Origin of the sequence: Mesorhizobium sp. WSM4307, assembly GCF_007003945.1 — a bacterium.
Taxonomy (GTDB): domain Bacteria; phylum Pseudomonadota; class Alphaproteobacteria; order Rhizobiales; family Rhizobiaceae; genus Mesorhizobium.
Map to the genome: position 1 here is coordinate 584,519 of NZ_VFTB01000001.1, position 16,489 is coordinate 601,007.

The 16,489-nt window shown below is 62.6% G+C and carries 18 protein-coding genes; 10 read left to right on the forward strand and 8 right to left on the reverse strand.

The features are described 5' to 3' along the window. Nucleotide 1 precedes the first annotated feature (1 nt). The 4 genes from FJV83_RS02640 to FJV83_RS02655 all read right to left on the reverse strand — a co-directional run bounded on the left by FJV83_RS02640 (nt 2) and on the right by FJV83_RS02655 (nt 3,981). Nucleotides 2-979 (reverse strand): ABC transporter permease, encoded by a 978-nt coding sequence (locus FJV83_RS02640; protein ID WP_095771106.1) that lies wholly within the window; start codon nt 977-979, stop codon nt 2-4. Between the two features lie 78 nt (nt 980-1,057). Further along, nucleotides 1,058-2,035 (reverse strand): sugar ABC transporter substrate-binding protein, encoded by a 978-nt coding sequence (locus tag FJV83_RS02645; protein ID WP_095791273.1) that lies wholly within the window; start codon nt 2,033-2,035, stop codon nt 1,058-1,060. A gap of 24 nt (nt 2,036-2,059) precedes the next feature. Further along, nucleotides 2,060-3,262: a mandelate racemase/muconate lactonizing enzyme family protein gene (locus FJV83_RS02650; RefSeq protein WP_095771104.1), complete on the reverse strand. Its 1,203-nt coding sequence runs from the start codon at nt 3,260-3,262 to the stop codon at nt 2,060-2,062. Beyond that, nucleotides 3,259-3,981, reverse strand: coding sequence for a FadR/GntR family transcriptional regulator (locus FJV83_RS02655; protein WP_095786662.1), 723 nt, complete (start codon nt 3,979-3,981; stop codon nt 3,259-3,261). Before FJV83_RS02655 ends, FJV83_RS02650 begins: the two co-directional genes overlap by 4 nt. Before the next feature lie 130 nt (nt 3,982-4,111). Here FJV83_RS02655 and FJV83_RS02660 point away from each other — a divergent pair, with 130 nt between their 5' ends. From FJV83_RS02660 to FJV83_RS02685, 6 genes are all read left to right on the forward strand, one after another. Then, nucleotides 4,112-4,990 carry an SMP-30/gluconolactonase/LRE family protein gene (locus tag FJV83_RS02660; RefSeq protein ID WP_246691781.1) on the forward strand — a complete coding sequence of 293 codons (879 nt, stop codon included), beginning with the start codon at nt 4,112-4,114 and terminating at the stop codon, nt 4,988-4,990. Nucleotides 4,991-5,188: 198 nt separating this feature from the next. After that, the gene (locus FJV83_RS02665; protein WP_142884962.1) at nt 5,189-6,073 is read left to right on the forward strand and encodes an ABC transporter permease; all 885 of its coding nucleotides are present in this window, start codon (nt 5,189-5,191) and stop codon (nt 6,071-6,073) included. After that, nucleotides 6,070-6,891 (forward strand): ABC transporter permease, encoded by an 822-nt coding sequence (locus tag FJV83_RS02670; protein WP_095786659.1) that lies wholly within the window; start codon nt 6,070-6,072, stop codon nt 6,889-6,891. The genes FJV83_RS02665 and FJV83_RS02670 overlap by 4 nt, the downstream gene beginning before the upstream one ends. A gap of 25 nt (nt 6,892-6,916) precedes the next feature. Continuing rightward, nucleotides 6,917-7,987 carry an ABC transporter substrate-binding protein gene (locus FJV83_RS02675; protein WP_142884963.1) on the forward strand — a complete coding sequence of 357 codons (1,071 nt, stop codon included), beginning with the start codon at nt 6,917-6,919 and terminating at the stop codon, nt 7,985-7,987. A gap of 54 nt (nt 7,988-8,041) precedes the next feature. Next, on the forward strand, nt 8,042-8,650 hold the full coding sequence (locus FJV83_RS02680) for a cupin domain-containing protein (RefSeq protein WP_095771098.1): 609 nt from the start codon (nt 8,042-8,044) through the stop codon (nt 8,648-8,650). After that, a complete protein-coding gene (locus tag FJV83_RS02685) occupies nt 8,640-9,725 on the forward strand; it encodes an ABC transporter ATP-binding protein (RefSeq protein WP_142875361.1) in 1,086 nt (361 codons plus the stop codon). The genes FJV83_RS02680 and FJV83_RS02685 overlap by 11 nt, the downstream gene beginning before the upstream one ends. Nucleotides 9,726-10,177: 452 nt before the next feature. Here the strand turns inward: FJV83_RS02685 and FJV83_RS02695 are convergent, their stop codons facing one another. Further along, entirely contained in the window at nt 10,178-10,882 is a 705-nt protein-coding gene (locus tag FJV83_RS02695) for an SOS response-associated peptidase (protein WP_142884964.1), read from the reverse strand. A gap of 187 nt (nt 10,883-11,069) precedes the next feature. On the opposite strand from FJV83_RS02695, the gene FJV83_RS02700 reads away from it, so the two are divergent. Continuing rightward, the gene (locus FJV83_RS02700; protein WP_142875364.1) at nt 11,070-11,423 is read left to right on the forward strand and encodes a SnoaL-like domain-containing protein; all 354 of its coding nucleotides are present in this window, start codon (nt 11,070-11,072) and stop codon (nt 11,421-11,423) included. Between the two features lie 275 nt (nt 11,424-11,698). Further along, nucleotides 11,699-12,046, forward strand: a complete 348-nt coding sequence (locus FJV83_RS02710; protein ID WP_142884965.1) for an ArsC family reductase — start codon at nt 11,699-11,701, stop codon at nt 12,044-12,046. A gap of 103 nt (nt 12,047-12,149) precedes the next feature. Here FJV83_RS02710 and FJV83_RS02715 read toward each other — a convergent pair whose 3' ends face one another. The 3 genes from FJV83_RS02715 to FJV83_RS02725 form a co-directional block, all read right to left on the reverse strand. Further along, nucleotides 12,150-12,506 (reverse strand): DUF488 domain-containing protein, encoded by a 357-nt coding sequence (locus FJV83_RS02715; RefSeq protein WP_095786653.1) that lies wholly within the window; start codon nt 12,504-12,506, stop codon nt 12,150-12,152. A gap of 23 nt (nt 12,507-12,529) precedes the next feature. Next, nucleotides 12,530-13,786 carry an aminopeptidase gene (locus tag FJV83_RS02720; RefSeq protein ID WP_142884966.1) on the reverse strand — a complete coding sequence of 419 codons (1,257 nt, stop codon included), beginning with the start codon at nt 13,784-13,786 and terminating at the stop codon, nt 12,530-12,532. Between the two features lie 186 nt (nt 13,787-13,972). After that, entirely contained in the window at nt 13,973-14,887 is a 915-nt protein-coding gene (locus FJV83_RS02725) for a LysR substrate-binding domain-containing protein (RefSeq protein WP_142884967.1), read from the reverse strand. A 96-nt stretch (nt 14,888-14,983) separates the two neighbouring features. Between FJV83_RS02725 and FJV83_RS02730 the strand changes: the two genes are divergently transcribed. Continuing rightward, nucleotides 14,984-15,208, forward strand: a complete 225-nt coding sequence (locus tag FJV83_RS02730; protein ID WP_095771090.1) for a hypothetical protein — start codon at nt 14,984-14,986, stop codon at nt 15,206-15,208. A 115-nt stretch (nt 15,209-15,323) separates the two neighbouring features. Beyond that, nucleotides 15,324-16,484 carry a YbfB/YjiJ family MFS transporter gene (locus FJV83_RS02735; protein WP_142884968.1) on the forward strand — a complete coding sequence of 387 codons (1,161 nt, stop codon included), beginning with the start codon at nt 15,324-15,326 and terminating at the stop codon, nt 16,482-16,484. The last annotated feature ends 5 nt before the right edge of the window (nt 16,485-16,489 follow it).

The window sequence follows — 16,489 nt, forward strand, 5'->3', positions numbered from 1 at the left end:
CTCAGCCCTCCATCTTGATGGCCTTGGCGCGCTTGCGCATCCAGGCGTTGGCGACGACGGCGAAAATGGTCAGGAAGCCGATCGCGAATTTGAACCAGTTCGCGTCGACATTGGAGAGCACCAGCCCGTTGTCGATGATGCGGATGAGGATTGTGCCGATGATGCCGCCAGCGACGGTACCGATGCCGCCTGCGAGCGACGCGCCGCCGATGACCGCCGAGGCCACCGCCTGGAGCTCCAGGCCTTCGCCGATGGAAGGCAAGGGAGAGCCCAGCCTCAGCACTTGCAACATGCCGGCGAAGCCCGACAGCATCGAGCAAAGCACGAAGCATGCGAGTTTTACTCTCGCGGTCGGGATGCCCATGGAGGCGGCAGCCGGGTGGAAGCCGCCGGTGGCCTTTATCCAATTGCCGAAATTGGTTCTGGAAAGCATCAGTGACGTCAGCAGGGCAATTCCCGCAAACCACAGGAACGACATGCGGAACATGTTGCCGGGGCCGACGAACGAAGTGAACAGCCAGTTCGGAAGATCGGCGGGAAGCAAGGGTGGAAACCCGCCCGAGACGACGATCGTCAGCGACCGGGCGATGAAAAGCATGCCGAGCGTGGTGATGAAGCTCGGGATCTCGAACCAGATCGTCACATAGCCGTTGATAAATCCGATCACCGCGCAAACGACAAGCCCGGCCAGCAAGGCAAGCGGGAAAGGCACCCCTTCGACCATGAGGACCGCCATGCACATCGGCATCAGGGCAAACACCGATCCAACCGAAAGGTCGAACTCGCCGCTGATCATCAAGATGGTGACGCCGATGGCGACGAGGCCCGTTTCCGGCAGAATGCCGAGCATGCCGCGAAGGTTATCCTGGTTGAGGAACACGCCATTCGAGCGGATCTCGAAAATCACCACCAGAAGCACCAGCAGGATCAGTCCCGCCAGTTCCGGCTTTTCCAGATAGGTCTTGAAGAGGCGTTTCAAGGCAGGCTCCAGGAATTCGAGGCAAGGGACCACCCGGCGGTGCGAACACCGCCGGGTGAACACATGGCGCGCGTGGGCTTAACGCAGGCCTTGCGATGAAAGTGTCATGATCGCGTCGGCCTGATTCGGGCGCACGATGCCTTGACCCGTATCGATGTCGGAGGGCGCCAGACCTACCTTCTTGTTCAGGTAGGCTTCCATGACCGGCATGAAGCCCTGCATGTAGGGCTGTTGGTCCACCAAAGCCTGTACGTAGCCCTTCTGCATCTGCTGCAGGACTTCCGGCACCAGATCGAACCCGCCAAGGAGGATCTTGCCCGGCGCGACGCCGCGATCCTGCAGCGACCGCGCTACGCCCGCGCACCAGAAGCCGGTGTCGAAATAGGCTGTGGTGTCGGGATGCGCATTGAGATAGGCGCCGACACGATCGGACGTGATCGCGAGGTCCGTTCCGCTGTCGATCCGCTCCCACGAGACCTGGCGGTCGGGGTGGGCCGCCTTGTACTCTTCCAGGAACTGCATCACGCCTGCGCCGCGGCTTTCGGACCAGTTCTGGCCGGGTGCGGAAATGCCGACCAGAACCTTGATTGCCCCCTCTTTCGGGAAGCTCTCGGAAATCGCCTTGCCGAGCGAATAGCCCGCCGGCTTGAAACCCTGCCCTATGAAGGCCTGCCGCGCATTGCCCTTGGCGCCCTCGGTGTCATCCACATTGACGGCAATCACCAACACACCGGCATCTCGCGCTTCCTTGATGACGTCGTCGAACGCCTTGTTGTCGACAATCGAGGTCAGCAGCGCATCCGGCTTTGCCGCAAGCGCGGCGCGCATGTTGGCGAGTTGCTGCTCGACCGAGCCTTCGGTCTGGGTGAAAATCATGTTGCACTTGGCCTCGACCTTGCCGCAGGCATCGTCAAAGCCCTTTTTCACCGCCTGCCAGAAGGTGTTCGAGGCCGACGAATGGTGCGTGAAGACGATGTTGAGCCCGTCGGCGCTGGCGACGGAAGGCCCGGCGAACAGTGTCGTCGCGAGCAAAAGCGTTGCAGTCAGTCGTTTCATTACTAATCCTCCCGTTGGTGTTCTTCAGATGTCCGCCTTGTCGGAGACGCGGCGATGGACGGTGTAGGCCCGACCGAGGTCGGGATTGAGTTCCAGCCCGAGGCCGGGGCCAGGCGGCACGGTGATCATGCCGTCCTTGACTTCCGGTAGCGCGGTCACGAGGTCGCGATACCAGGTCCTGTAAAATGCCCGCACACTCTCCTGTACGAGTGCGTTGGGCGCGTTGAGGGACAAATGCGTGGACGCCGCCAGAACCACCGGCCCGGTGCAGTCGTGCGGCGCGACCGGCAAATGCCAGGCCTCAGCCATCGCCGCGATCTTGCGTGCTTCGGAAAGCCCGCCGCACCAGGAAATGTCCAGCATGACGATGCCTGCGGCGCCGGTCTCCAGAAGGTCGCGGAATGCCCAGCGACTGCCCAAGGTTTCCGACGCCGAGATCGGTGCCGGGCTCGCGGCCTCATAGCGCTTGAGATCGGCGAGGCTGTCCATGCGGATGGGATCCTCATGCCAGTACGTGCCGTAAGGCCCGAGCGCCTTGGCAATCTTGATCGCGGGCAAGAGCTGCCACATGGAGTGGAACTCGACCATGATGTCGATCTTGTCACCGACAGCTTTGCGGATCTTCTCGAAGGGTTGCAGCGCGGCTTTCAGGTCGCCGGCGTTGATGTCTTGCCCTCGGCTTTTCTCGGCGGCATGGTCGAAAGGCCAGATCTTCATGGCCGTTATGCCATCCTCGAGCAGCTCCGCTGCCAATTCGTCGGCGCGGTGGAGAAACCCGTTCAGGTCGTCGTAGCCTTGCCTTGTGCCGAGACCATAATTCGCGGTGGTCTGCCCCTTGCCGTCCTTGATGTATTCGGTGCCGGCGCAGGTGTTGTAGGTACGGATGGACTGCCGCGAAAAGCCTCCCAGGAGTTGCGCGATCGGCTGGTTCATGGCCTTGCCGAAAATATCCCAGAGCGCGATGTCGAAGGCGGAATTGCCGCGGACTTCGACCCCGCTTGAGCGGAAACCGAGATAGCCGACCAGGTCCGCGGAAAGCAGATCGATCTGCAGTGGATCGCGGCCGATCACGCGCGGCGCGACATATTCATGGACATATTCCTCGACCGTGCGGGCCAAGAAAAAGGTTTCGCCAAGGCCGGTGATGCCCTCGTCGGTATGCACCTCGATCCAGAGCAGATTGGGCCGCTCTTCGATACGAATGGTCTCAAGCGAGCGGATTTTCATGCGATCCCCGCGTCGATCAATGCCTTGACGCTTTTGTCGAAATGCGCGGCCATATGTTCGGCGGCGAGTTGCGGGTTCCCCGCGATGATCGCCCGAGCAATATCCGCGTGCCCCTCGATCATCTTGATCTGCTCTTCCTCGGTTGCACGCGTACGCCAGCCGATCACCCAGGTGCGTCGCGTGACGCCGCTGAAGGCGTTGATGATCAACGAAAACACCGGGTTGTGAGAGGCCCGCGCGATCGCTTCATGGAATGCGATGTCGTGTTCCATGACGATCTCCGGCGCACGGTAATTCTCGCGCATCAGCTGCGCGCATTTCTGAACGTCAGCCGCCTCCGCGTCGGTCCGCCGGAGCGCGGCCAGCGCCACCGTGCGCATTTCGATGGTGCGGCGCACATCATAGACCTGCTGGATGCTGATCTGTTCGGTCGTGACGCCGTGCTCGATCACCATCGACATCGCGCCAATGTCGAGCTTGGCAACGCTGGCGCGCCGCCCGGCGCTCATGTCGATCAGGCGCATCGCCGACAGCGACCGAAACGCCTCCCGCACCACCGTGCGCGAGACACTGAGCTTGCGGGTCATGTCGGCTTCACTGGGCAAGAGGTCGCCAGGGCCAAGGCCTTCAACGCGGATGTGTTGGGTGATGGCCTGAATGGCGGCGCTCACCAGCCCGGGATTTGTCTCGTCAGGCCCTATGCTGCGATCGCTTACCATTTGCCCAAAACCTGTATGACATGTTTCCTTGAAATGTGTATATCTTTGTGAAATCTTGTCTGTCAATAGCGGTTGACTACGCGACAGTTGGAGGGGAAGGGCAGTGGATAGCGGAGAAAAACGGCCAGGCTTGGCGTTCGATGCCCAGGATATCGTCGGTGAGAGCCTGCTCTGGGACGAGAACAGGAAGACACTGATCTGGGTGGATATAGTCGGGCGACGCATCCACCAGCTCGATCCGGTTACTCGCGATCATCAGAGTTGGCAGACACCGGACCTCGCAACCTCGATTGGCCTGCGCGGGGACGGGGGCGCGATCGTCGGGCTGCGAAAGGATGTGGCTCTGTGGGATTTCGGAGAAGCCTTCAGGACGATCGCGACGATCGAACCGGACAGCCCTGACACACGGTTGAATGAGGGCGTGGTCGCCCCGGATGGCTCGTTCTGGGTCGGCACCATGGAAAACAACATCGACGACGATGATCTTGCGCGCGATATTTCGCGAGATGCGGGGCGGATCTATCGCGTCGACACAGCCGGCATTGTCGAGGCGCTCAGTGCCGATCGCTTCGGCATCACCAACACGATGATCTGGACAGCGGATAATGCCTTCATCACGGCGGACACGACGAAGAACCAGGTCTTTCGTTATCGCTGGGACAGGGTGCGGTCGCGAATAACCGATAGGCGTCCTTTCTTCTCGGACTTTCCACGCGGTCTGCCGGACGGGTCGTGCATGGATGAGGAAGGCTATGTCTGGAACTGTCGCGTTGCGGGGGGCGGGTGCCTGGTTCGCATTTCACCTGACGGGGTCCTGGACAAGGTGGTGGACCTGCCGTGCAGCTGGCCTACGAGCTGCACCTTCGGCGGCGAGAATTTCGATACCCTCTTCGTCACTTCGGCGCGGTTTACCATGAGCGAGAGACATTTGCAGGCAAACCCGCAGGAGGGCGGGTTGTTCGCGGTGCGCGCAGGCGTTCGAGGCACACCGGCCAAACGGTTCGGATGAGATTAGCTGACGAACGCGGCCGAGAACGGCAGGCTTACCAGGTCGGCTACGGCTTTTTGACCATACCGGGCAAAGCCCCAAGCGTTCCGGCAGTCGCTGGAGCGTTGATGACGACCAATTCAGGAAAGCCGGATTCTGCTTGACAGTTTCACGAATATGAAAAACTGTTAGCCAATTTCAAATTTGGTGGGCAGGTCGATGTCGGCCTTAGTTGCAGCACAAGCGCCAGGGGCCCGGTCTTCATCGGGCTTCCGGCTCGCCATGCTTTTGCCAGGGGCGCTGGTCACTTTCCTGCTGATCCTGTTCGCGCTTGGCCTGGTGCTGTTCCTCGCCTTCCGCGGCAATGACGGCTCGCTCCTCGGCGTCGGGCTGACCGTCGAGAACTTCGTCACCGTGGCCACCGATCCGCTCTACTGGACGGTGACGCTGCGCTCGCTGGTCATCGCCGGCCTGGTGACGCTGGCAACCGTCGCCACCGCCTATCCCGTCGCCTATTATCTTGCCTTCCACGCCGGGCGCCGGCGCGGCCTGCTCTTGTTCCTGGTGACGCTGCCATTCTGGACCAGCTATCTCCTGCGCGTCTTCGCCTGGAAGATCGTGCTCGCCTATAACGGCGTCCTGAACTCGGCGCTGATCGAAAGCGGCATCTGGTCGGAGCCGACACTGGCCTTTCTCAACACGCCGGCCGCTGTGGTCGTCACGCTGGCTCACGCCTATGCGCCCTTCGCCATCCTGCCGATCTATGTGGCGCTCGACACCATCCCGAAATCGCTGCTCGAGGCTGCCTCCGACCTCGGCGCGCGGCCGTTTACCGCGTTCCGCCGCGTCGTGCTGCCGAACTCCATGCCGGGCGTGCTGGCGGCCGCGCTCGTCGTCTTCGTGCCGACGGTCGGCGACTATGTCACGCCGGCCATGGTCGGCGGCCCGGCCAGCACCATGATCGGCACGCTGATCCAGTCGCAGTTTGGCAAGGCCAATGATTGGCCGTTCGGCGCCGCGCTTTCAGTCTCCGTCATGCTGGTCATCCTCGTCGTGGTGCTGGTCGCGCGCGGTGCCGACCGCAGATTTGGCAGCCGCACATGAAAGCCGAACGCGCCGGCACGAAACCGGATGGCCGCTGGCTCGGCCTCTACGTGCTTGCCTATCTGGTGTTTCTCTATCTGCCGGTCCTGCTGATTCCGCTGTTTTCCTTCAACGATTCCATCCAGGCGGCGTTTCCGCTGCAGGGTTTTACGTCGCAATGGTATGCGACGCTCTACGGCAATCCGGCGCTGTCCGGCGCGCTCCTGAACAGCCTCGTCATCGGCACCATCGCCGCTTCCGGTGCCACGCTGTGCGGCATCACCGTGTCCTATATGGACCTCTATGGCCGCTCGCCGCTTGCCGCCACCATAAGCGCCATAGCCCGCCTGCCGATCCTCATCCCCGGCGTCATCGTCGGCATATCGTTGCTGATCCTGATCAACCTCATCGGCCTTGGGCCGTCGCGGGTCGCCATCGTGCTCGGCCACATACTCGTGGCTTTGCCGACGACCGTGGTCGTCATGCGCAGCCGTTTCGCCGCCATCCCCAGGACGGTTCGCGAGGCGGCGCTCGACCTCGGCGCCTCCGACTGGACGACGTTCCGGCGCGTCATGCTGCCGCTCAGCCTGCCCGCCGTGCTGTCGGCCTTCATGCTGGCCTTCCTGATCTCCTTCGACGAGTTCATCGTCGTCTTCTTCCTTGCCGGAACCGAGCCGACCCTGCCGCTCTATATCTGGAGCCAACTGCGCTTTCCCCGCTCGCTGCCGACCGTCATGGCGCTGGGGACGGTGATCCTGGCCACATCCTTCATCATCGCCGGCACTGCCGAGATCCTGCGCCATCGCGGGCTCGGTGCCGCGCGCCGCGATCCAGCCTGACCATAACAATGAGAGGAGAACGAAAATGACATTCCACCTGACATCGATAACCGGATACAAGGCGCGCGCCGGCCTCGCCGCGCTGGCGCTAGCACTGTCTTCGACCGTAGCGCCGGCCGCCGAAAAGCTGCAATATTTCACCTGGTCGGGTTACGAACTGCCCGATTTCAACAAGAGCTTCCTCGCCGCTCATCCCGATGGCGTCGAGGCCTCGATCTTCGGCGACGACGACGATGCCTTCACCAAGGTCAAGGCCGGCTTCCGGCCTGACATCGCGCATCCCTGCTATGACAAGGTGGCGCGCTGGAACAAGGAAGGCCTGCTGCAGCCGATCGACACCAAGCGCATCAAGAACTGGGATTCGATCTTCCCGGTGTTCAAGAACCTGCCCGACCTGCAGGCCGGCGACGGCAAGGTGTGGATGGTGCCGTGGGACTGGGGCAACACCTCCATCCTCTACCGCACCGATCTGGTGAAGAACCCCGAGGCAAGCTGGAACCTGCTGTGGGACAAGCAATATGCCGGACGCATGGCGACGATCGACGCCGTGCATGACACGCCGATCGTCGCCGCGCTTCTGGCCGGCGTCAATCCGTTCGACATGACGCCCGCTGAGATGGACAAGGTCGCGGCAAAGCTGCGCGAACAACGCCCGCTGCTGTCGAGCTACACCACGGACATGACGTCGGTCGAGCAGGCGCTGGCCAGCGGCCAGCTTGTCGCCGCCATGACCTGGAATGCGTCGGCCACCTCGCTGAAGAAGCAGGGCGTGCCGGTCGAGTTCATGAAGCCGAAGGAAGGCATGCTGACCTGGGCCTGCGGCTTTGTGATGCTGAAGGACGCCAAGAATGTCGATCTCGCCTATGATTTCATCAACAGCCGGCTGGATGCCGGTTCGGGCAAGTACCTGATCCAGTCCTATGGCTATGGCAGTTCTCTGAGCACCGCCTTCGCCGGCGTGGCGAAGGAGGAACTGGAGAAACTGCAGCTGCCGTCCGATCCGGAAGTGATGCTGAAAACCACGATCTTCACCGGGCCGATGAAGCAGAACGACGATGTGGCCAAGATGTTCGAGAAAGTGAAGGCTGGTGGGTGAGCACTCTTGCCTTCTCCCGTTGCGGGAGAAGGGAAAGACAACGAGGACGAATGCATGGACATGCTGGACGACGCCGCCGAAAAACCCAGGGACGATGCCGATGTTCGCGTCGGGCGCCGTGTGCGGGCGCTGCGGCTGGAGCGGCGCCTGTCGCTGGCCGAACTGGCGGCCAGGGCAGGCGTGTCGATCGGCGCGCTGAGCCAGATCGAGCGCGGCATGTCCTCGCTGCGCGTCAAGGTGATCTGGCCGCTCGCCGCCGCCCTCGACATCGAGCCTTCGGCGCTGATCGCCGATGGCGACGAGGCCGTCAACGATCTCTATTGCGTGCGCGCCGACAAGCGGCGCTCCATTCCCGTAAAGTCGGAAGGCATTGCGAAGGCGCTGCTGTCGCCGCCCGGTGCGACGCTGACCGGCATGCTGGTGACGGTGGAGGCCGGTGGCGGCACGGCGGAAGCCTATGCCCATGCCGGTCATGAATTCGGCTATGTGCTTTCGGGCGAGGCCGAACTGGTGGTGGACTCGACAAAATACGGGCTGAAGACCGGCGACAGCTTTGCCTTCAAGAGCACGCTGTTGCATGCCTTCCGCAATCCCGGCGCCGAGCAATGCCAGATCCTGTGGGTCAACACCACGAAGCCTTCCGAGGTTCGCGATGGCGCCTGATCCACTCGTCCGGTTGCAGGCGGTCTCCAAGGTTTTCCCGGGCGGCATCGTTGGGCTCGATGCCGTCGATCTCGACATTATCAGCGGCGAGTTCATCACGCTGCTCGGGCCGTCAGGCTGTGGCAAGACCACCAGCCTGCGCGTCATCGCCGGCTTCGAAAGCCCGTCGAGCGGCAAGGTCTTGCTTGACGGCCGCGACATCACGGCGCTTCGGCCTTTCGACCGGCCGGTCAATACGGTGTTCCAGGATTACGCGCTGTTTCCGCATATGGATGTCGCCGACAATGTCGGCTTCGGCCTGTCATTGCGCAGATTGTCGGGAATCGAGCAGGCAAAGCGGGTCGGCGAAGCGCTGGACATGGTCGGTCTCGCCGACAAGCTTCGCGCCCGTGTTTCCGAATTGTCGGGCGGCCAGCGCCAGCGCGTGGCACTTGCTCGCGCCATCGTCTGCGAGCCGCGCGTGCTCTTGCTCGACGAGCCGCTGTCGGCGCTGGACGCGCATCTGCGCGAACAGATGCAGGTCGAACTGAAGCGGCTGCAGTCGCGGCTCGGCACGACCTTCGTCATGGTCACCCATGACCAGACCGAGGCTCTGTCGATCTCCGATCGCATCGTCGTCATGAACAAGGGCCGCATCGAGCAGATCGCGCCGCCGGCGACGCTCTATGACCGGCCTGCGACGAAGTTCGTGGCGAGCTTCATCGGCACCATGAACCTGCTGCAGTCGCGCTTTGTCGGCCGCGACGGCGATCGTTTGCGCTTCACTGCCGGCGCTCTGCCGCTGGAGGCTACCTCCGAAACCGGCCAGGCACCCGGCGAAGGCGAGATGCGCACCATCGGCGTGCGTCCGGAGGACTTGCTGGCCGCCACCGAGGCGACCGAAGGAACCGCGCCGGCGCGGGTGAACAGCATCGTCTTCCACGGCCGTACCTTGCGGCTGCATGCTGAACTTGGGCAGGGGTTGCCGGTGGTGATCGATGCGCCGCGCCAGGCCGAGGGGTTTCAATTCAGCATTGGCGATGTGGCGCATGTCAGCCTGCGCCGTGGCGCCAACTGCCCCATGCTGCCGGGCTAGCCTCTTCCGCCTTCGCATGGTCGCCCGCAACCGCGGGTCTGATCGACATGTGAACAAACGACCATGGAATTAAGTAGGAATTGACTAATCTAGGAAGACATTCCTAAATTAGTTGATGCCGGAATTGAGCACCCGACCGCGCCGAAATGTACAAACCCTATGCCTCGCGCACGAAGTGGGGCAACTCATTCGTGTCCGATGCCGGCACTGCAACATCACCCGGCACTATCTGCCCGGCGATCTCGCGAAGCTTGTCGGTGACATTCCCTTTTGGGATGTCGAACGGCATATGCGGTGCGAGCGCTGCAAGCTTCGCGAGCTTGATGCCGACATAATTTTGCCGAGCGCTGCTGAGCGCTTGAAAATTCGTGTGAGACGCCTTGTCGAAATCCGCATGGTTCGCCGTGTGATATGGCGAGACGAGGAATGAGGAACGCGGCTATCCCCTCAGCCTAGAACAGAGACCCTTGGGCCGGTGCCTGCTGCGGAAACTTGATTTGTGTGGCTGGCTTCTCAACGATGACCAACGCGTTGTCTGGCGCTGTTCGCTGCAAATGCCGTGCTTCTGCCCAGGGTGCCGTCAGCCAGGCCTCGGTCTCGTCCGACGTGGTCAGGATTACTGGCATGGCCTTCTCATGGATCGGCGCTATGAGGGCGTTAGGCTTGGTTGTCATGAAGGCAAATAACTCGAAGTCGCCGGGTCCGTCCTTGACCTTTCGAACACCCTGCCAACGGGTCCAGAAGCCGGCAAAGAAGAACAGCGGCCGGCTTTCGTCACGGGCAAACCAGTAATTGCGCTGGATGCCTGTTTCTGGGTCCTTGTCGCTCGGTGTCGGGCTGGGTTCGGCAAAACTGGTGACCGGTACGACGCATCTATGCTCGACCCCGACAAACTGTTGCCAGTGCGAATATTGTGGATTGCGAACGTTGGTCGTGCCGTAGTCGGCCTTGCCCTTCATGCGCTCTGGTGGCGTCGGCAACCCCCAAAGCAGTTTCGCCAGCTCGCGCTTCCCGTCTGCCGTGTTGCGGACGACCGGGCCGGGCTGATTGGGGTAGATGTCAACGGAAGGTTCAAGGTTGCCGCTGATATCGCGCAGCGCGCGCGTCCATTGGCGGACCGCCTCTTGCGTCGTGGTGATGTTGTAGAGGTTGCACATGCATCCAGCATTGCGGAATTGGCTTGCGTCCGCAACCGAGGCCGCTGCCCGCGCTCCTGAAATTCATCGTCACAGAGCCGGGCTATATCGATCGTCCTGACACACTTTGTCAGCTGTCATGTGGGCACAGGTGGCAGACGGGCAGGCTCTTCCCTAATTGCAGTGCGTCTGAACAGGAGGAATACACATGACCAACGCGGAAATTGCCAAGGATTTCACCGAGCTCCTCAAGCAGGGCGATCACAATGGCGCTGCTGAAAAATACAATGCCGACGATATCGCCAGTTACGAAGCCATGGAGGGGCCGATGGCCGTCAGCCACGGCAAGGAGGCCCTCAGGCAGAAAAGCCAATGGTGGCAGGAAAACCACGAAGTCCACGGTGGTTCGGTCGAAGGCCCTTATGTCAACGGCGACCAGTTCGCGCTGCGCTTCACGTTCGACATTACGCCCAAGGCCACCGGCCAGCGCGTCACGATGGATGAGGTTGGCCTCTACACGGTCAAGAACGGCAAGATCACCGAAGAGCGCTTCTACTACTGAGGCCGAAAGCTCCGACATCGGAGGCTTCTCTTCGCTACAGGATCGAGAAACAAGCATGGCGGCCCGGGACGGCGTCCTGGCCGCCATGCGAGAGTTCAAATCGTCTTCACATACTCGGCGAGCTGATCGGCCACCGTACCCCAGCCATCGAAGAAACCCATCTCATCATGGTTGTTGCCCGAATATTCCGCAGTTACGGGCCTGGGTGCTGGCAAAGCGGGAAGGGCGGTTTTAGGCTGTGGGACGGATTCGACTGTCAGCTTGAGGGACGCGCTTTGACGATTACGATCTACGGCATCACCACCTGCGACACGGTCAAAAAGGCGCGCGTCTGGCTGGAGAGCCATGACGTGGCCTATCGCTTCCACGATTTCCGCGCGGAGGGGCTGGGCGCGAAGCGGCTGGATGGCTGGGTCGGCAAGGTCGGCTGGGAAAAGCTGCTCAACAAGGGCAGCACCACATTCCGCGAACTGGCGGATAAGGACAAGCAAGGCCTCGATGAAAACAAGGCCAAGGCGCTGATGCTGGCCACGCCGACGATGGTCAAGCGGCCGGTGCTGGAAATCGGCGATCGGGTTCTGGTTGGGTTCAAGCCGGATGTTTATGAGCAGGCGGTGAAGTAGGTAGCGAAGCCGTTGAAGCTGCCGATCTCCCCCCTTGTGGGGGAGATGTCCGGCAGGACAGAGGGGGGCGCTGTCCCGCCGGCCCCAGAAAGTTATGGCCGCCTCAGCCTCTCCCGCGCAAATACTCCGCCAGCGCCACCGCATTGTTGTGCGCCTCGTCATGGGCGCCGTAGAGCAGCGTTACCTTGCCCTCCCGAAGCAGGTCGCGCAGTTGCGTCACCGCTTCTTCATTCCGATCCAACTCGACGCGATAGCGTTTCTGGAACTCCGCCCAGCGTGCGGGCTCATGCCCGAACCACTTCCGCAACTCGTCGCTCGGCGCGATCTCCTTCAGCCACAGCGCCAGCGCGGCATGCTCCTTGCTGACGCCGCGCGGCCAGATGCGATCGACCAGCACCCGCTGCCCGTCATCGGCAGCGGCCGGCTCGTAGATCCGCTTGACCATCAGGTCGAACGCCATTCGACCTCCCTACGCCGAACCCCTCAGGCCCACTCGCCCTTGCGCATCACCGGCACACGGCTGCCGTCCTTGTGGACGCCGTCAATGTCGATCTTGTCCGAGCCGATCATCCAGTCGATGTGGATGAAACTCTTGTTGCCGCCGCGCGCGGCGATCTCGTCCTGGCTGAGCGAGGCACCGTCGACAAAGCACTTGGAATAGCACTGGCCGAGCGCGATGTGGCAGGCGGCGTTTTCGTCGAAAAGCGTGTTGAAGAACAACAGGCCGCTGGCCGAGATCGGCGAGGAATGCGGCACCAGCGCCACCTCGCCGAGACGCCGTGCGCCCTCGTCGGTGTCGAGCACCTTCTTCAGCACATCCTCGCCCTTCGACGCCTTGGCCTCGACGATCCTGCCTTCCTCGAAACGCACCGAAATCTCGTCGATCAACGTTCCCTGGTAGGACAGCGGCTTGGTCGAGGAGACATGGCCCTCGACGCGCCTGGCATGCGGCGTGGTGAAGACCTCCTCGGTCGGGATGTTGGGATTGCAGGTGATGCCGTTCTTGGCGGTCGAGGCGCCGCCCATCCATTCATGGCCGTCCGCCAGCCCGACTGTCAGGTCGGTGCCTGGTCCGGTGAAGTGCAGCGCATGGAAATTATGGCCGTTCAGCCATTCGGTTCGGCCGCGCAGCGCGGCGTTGTGCGCCTTCCAATTGCCGATCGGGTCTTCCACATCGACCCGCGACGCCGCGAAGATCGCGTCGGCGAGCTTCGCCACCGCGACGTCGTCGGCGTCATCGGGAAACACCTGCTTGGCCCAGGCGAGGTCCGGATAGGCGACGATGTTCCAGTTGATGTCGAAGCCGGTGATCTTTTCCAGCGCCGGCTGGTAGGCCATGGAATTGGCCTTGTTGGCGCGCGCCACTTTTGCCGGGTCCTGCGCCGACAGGAGCGACGGATCCTCGCCGCGCACGGCAAGCCTGGCGGCATTGTTGGAAAAAGCCTTCGCCATGCCTTCATAGAGCCAGCCGGCGGCGCGATCGAAGCTGGCGTCGGCGCCGAAGCGATAGCGCGCCAGCGTCATCTCGTCATCGTTGAAGATCGGTGTCACCAGACCGGCACCGGCCTTGTAGGCATGCTCGACGATGCGCCTGGTCAGCGGCAATGCCGCGATCGACGAGGTCAGTACGAGATCCTGGCCGGGCTGCAATTGCAGGCCGACCTTGATGGCGACTTCCGCCAGCCTGTCGAGCTTCACCGGGTCGATCGTTGCGGAAACGCCGCGCGAATGTGTGGTCATGATCCTGCCTGCCGTGATGTGAGGTCCGATACCTTACATAGACCGGCGCCACCCGCCTTTCCACCGCGATTGCGCTGGGCCAGTTCAGGCCATGGTCCCGAAAAGCGGGAACCGGTTTTCGGACAAGATCATGGTCGACCAAAAGCGACAGAGCGCCATCCCGATTCCATCGGGACGAAACAGGCTCTATGCCGCGCTTTCGAGAGATCCGAACTGCGCCATCGTCGCCTCGATCTCTTCCTTGATCCAGGCCTTGAAATCCCGGACCTTGCGACTCTCCGTCTTGGCCGACGCGGTCACCAGCCAGTAGCCGAGCCCGCTCTGGGCGCGGATTCCGAACGGCGCCACCAGCCGCCCGTCGGCCAGCGCATCCGCCGCCAGCAACTGCCAGCCCAGCATCACGCCATGGCCGGCAATCGCCGATTCCAGGCACAGCATCGGGTCGGTGAAGCGCGCGCCTTTCTGGAAGGCGACGGGCGCGACACCGGCCGCCGCGAACCAGCTCTCCCAGTTGATCATCGCCCGCTCGTCGGTGATGGCGCAGGTCTGCGCAAGGTCCTCGATCGATTTCAGTTTCCGGGCGATGTCAGGTGCGCAGACCGGGAACACTTCCTGCGCCAAGAGCAGTTCAGCCCGCCCGCCAGACCATTTGCCGTCGCCAAGCCGGATGGCGATGTCGACGTCGGAATGGTCGAGATTGGCCAGCCGCACCGAAGCGTCGATGCGCAACAGCACGTTGGGATGGCGGTCGAAGTGACGCGACAGTCTGGGCAGCAGCCATTTCGAAGCGAAGGCTGGCGCTGCCGAGACGACCAATGTGCATTGGCTCGCTTCGTCGGCCAGCGCCACGGCCTGGGCAAGCTCGCGAAATCCAGCCCCGAGGCGGGTCGCGAAGACGGCGCCGAACTCGGTCAGCACCAGACCGCTCGCCGTGCGCTCGAACAGCGCCTGGCCAAGCTGCTTTTCGGTGCGGCTTATCTGCTGGCTGACGGCGCTGACGGAAACGTTGAGCTCGCCGGCGGCCGCCCCCAGCGAGCCGAGACGGGCTACGGTTTCGACGGCGCGAAGGCCGTTGAGATGAACGCGGTTGAGCATGGCCATTTGAGATTTTCTAAACTGGTCCGGCTGAAATCTCAATTGAAAGACGCGAGGGAACGGCAGACTTTGTCGATGGGAGCCAGATCCGAGGAGGCTCAAATGTTAAGGCTGTTGTCGTCGCTGAAGGTTCTGTTTGCTGCGGGCACGCCGTCCGGGTCGCGCGCGCAAAGCGACACGCAGACCTGGCTGACCGATCCGCTGTCGCATCCTGTGCTGAACACCATGTCTGAGCGTGAATTGGGCGACGTGCCGTTCAGGCTGACGGCGCGGCGAACGGTGCACGAGACCGCTTCATTGCACGCCGGTTTGGGTGGGCGCTGCTGAGCCGACGACGCGCCTTCGGCTTGACTGGAAGTCGAACCCGTCGCGCCTCTGCGCGCGCACTGGCCCAACGGATGGCGGATTGTTTCAACGATCCCTGCATTTATTGTGCGCTGCAATGAGATCGGCCACCTCAACAGCACTGCGCTTCACCCTCGCCGGCATGATCGCGATGGCGGTGGCCATGGGCATCGGCCGCTTCGTCTACACGCCGATCCTGCCCGGCATGATGGAGGAACTGCATCTGTCGCCGGCCAACGCCGGGTGGATCGCGTCCGCCAACTATCTCGGCTACCTCGTCGGCGCGTTTGTGGCGGCGGGCGGCTGGGCGCATGGGCGCGAGCGTGTGCTGATGCTGGGCGGTCTTGGCGCCAGCACCATCCTTGCCGCGTTGATGGGGCTGACCGACGCCATGGCCGCCTTTCTCCTCATCCGCTTTCTGGCCGGTCTGGCCAGCGCCTTCGTCATGGTCTTCATGGCCAGCATCGTTTTCAGCCATATCAATGCCGCCGGTCGCGGCGACCTGCAGGCCTGGCATTTTGGCGGCGTCGGCCTCGGCATCGCGATCTCCGCGGTGATGATGGCGGGGCTGGTGACCGAGCATGCGGGCTGGGCCGCGGGCTGGTTGTGGTCGGCGGCAATTTCGGCTTGTGGCTTCGTGGTCGTGGCGCTGCTGGCGAACGAAGGCCCGCTCGCAAACGGCCAAGCCGTCCGTGAACCGGCGCTGCCGAAAGACCGGTCGCTGATGAAAATCATCATCGCCTACGGCCTGTTTGGCTTTGGCTATGTGGTGACGGCGACGTTCCTGGTCGCCATCGTCCGCCAGGGCGGCGGCGGCCGGGTCTTCGAGGCCATGGTTTGGCTGGTCGCCGGTCTTGCCGGTTTTCCCTCGGCCTGGCTGTGGCAGAAGATAGCCGGGCGGGTCGGGCTGAACGCCGCCTATGCGCTGGCATGTCTCATAGAAGTGATCGGCGTCACCGCCAGCGTGGCGCTTGGCGGATATTTAGGACCACTGCTTGGCGGTTTGCTGCTCGGCGGCACCTTCATCGCCATCACCGCGCTTGGCCTGCAGGCCGCGCGGCAGCAGGCGCCGCAGGCGCCCCGGCGCATCTTTGCCTTGATGACGGCGTCGTTCGGCCTTGGCCAGATCATCGGCCCGATCGCCGCCGGCCTGTTGGCGCAGATGTCAGGCGATTTCTTCCTCGCTTCGATCGTCGCCGCGGCCATGCTGGTGATCTCCGGCGCCATCACATGGTCGGCCGTGCCAAAATCGCCATGATTTGT

Bases quoted from the DNA above. Each gene is read 5' to 3' on its own strand.
- FJV83_RS02720 (WP_142884966.1), bottom strand. From the start codon at position 13,786: ATGACCACACATTCGCGCGGCGTTTCCGCAACGATCGACCCGGTGAAG.
- FJV83_RS02655 (WP_095786662.1), bottom strand. From the start codon at position 3,981: ATGGTAAGCGATCGCAGCATAGGGCCTGACGAGACAAATCCCGGGCTG.
- FJV83_RS02735 (WP_142884968.1), top strand. From the start codon at position 15,324: ATGAGATCGGCCACCTCAACAGCACTGCGCTTCACCCTCGCCGGCATG.
- FJV83_RS02715 (WP_095786653.1), bottom strand. From the start codon at position 12,506: ATGGCGTTCGACCTGATGGTCAAGCGGATCTACGAGCCGGCCGCTGCC.
- FJV83_RS02650 (WP_095771104.1), bottom strand. From the start codon at position 3,262: ATGAAAATCCGCTCGCTTGAGACCATTCGTATCGAAGAGCGGCCCAAT.
- FJV83_RS02665 (WP_142884962.1), top strand. From the start codon at position 5,189: ATGTCGGCCTTAGTTGCAGCACAAGCGCCAGGGGCCCGGTCTTCATCG.
- FJV83_RS02700 (WP_142875364.1), top strand. From the start codon at position 11,070: ATGACCAACGCGGAAATTGCCAAGGATTTCACCGAGCTCCTCAAGCAG.
- FJV83_RS02685 (WP_142875361.1), top strand. From the start codon at position 8,640: ATGGCGCCTGATCCACTCGTCCGGTTGCAGGCGGTCTCCAAGGTTTTC.
- FJV83_RS02670 (WP_095786659.1), top strand. From the start codon at position 6,070: ATGAAAGCCGAACGCGCCGGCACGAAACCGGATGGCCGCTGGCTCGGC.
- FJV83_RS02730 (WP_095771090.1), top strand. From the start codon at position 14,984: ATGTTAAGGCTGTTGTCGTCGCTGAAGGTTCTGTTTGCTGCGGGCACG.
- FJV83_RS02675 (WP_142884963.1), top strand. From the start codon at position 6,917: ATGACATTCCACCTGACATCGATAACCGGATACAAGGCGCGCGCCGGC.
- FJV83_RS02725 (WP_142884967.1), bottom strand. From the start codon at position 14,887: ATGGCCATGCTCAACCGCGTTCATCTCAACGGCCTTCGCGCCGTCGAA.
- FJV83_RS02680 (WP_095771098.1), top strand. From the start codon at position 8,042: ATGGACATGCTGGACGACGCCGCCGAAAAACCCAGGGACGATGCCGAT.
- FJV83_RS02695 (WP_142884964.1), bottom strand. From the start codon at position 10,882: ATGTGCAACCTCTACAACATCACCACGACGCAAGAGGCGGTCCGCCAA.
- FJV83_RS02645 (WP_095791273.1), bottom strand. From the start codon at position 2,035: ATGAAACGACTGACTGCAACGCTTTTGCTCGCGACGACACTGTTCGCC.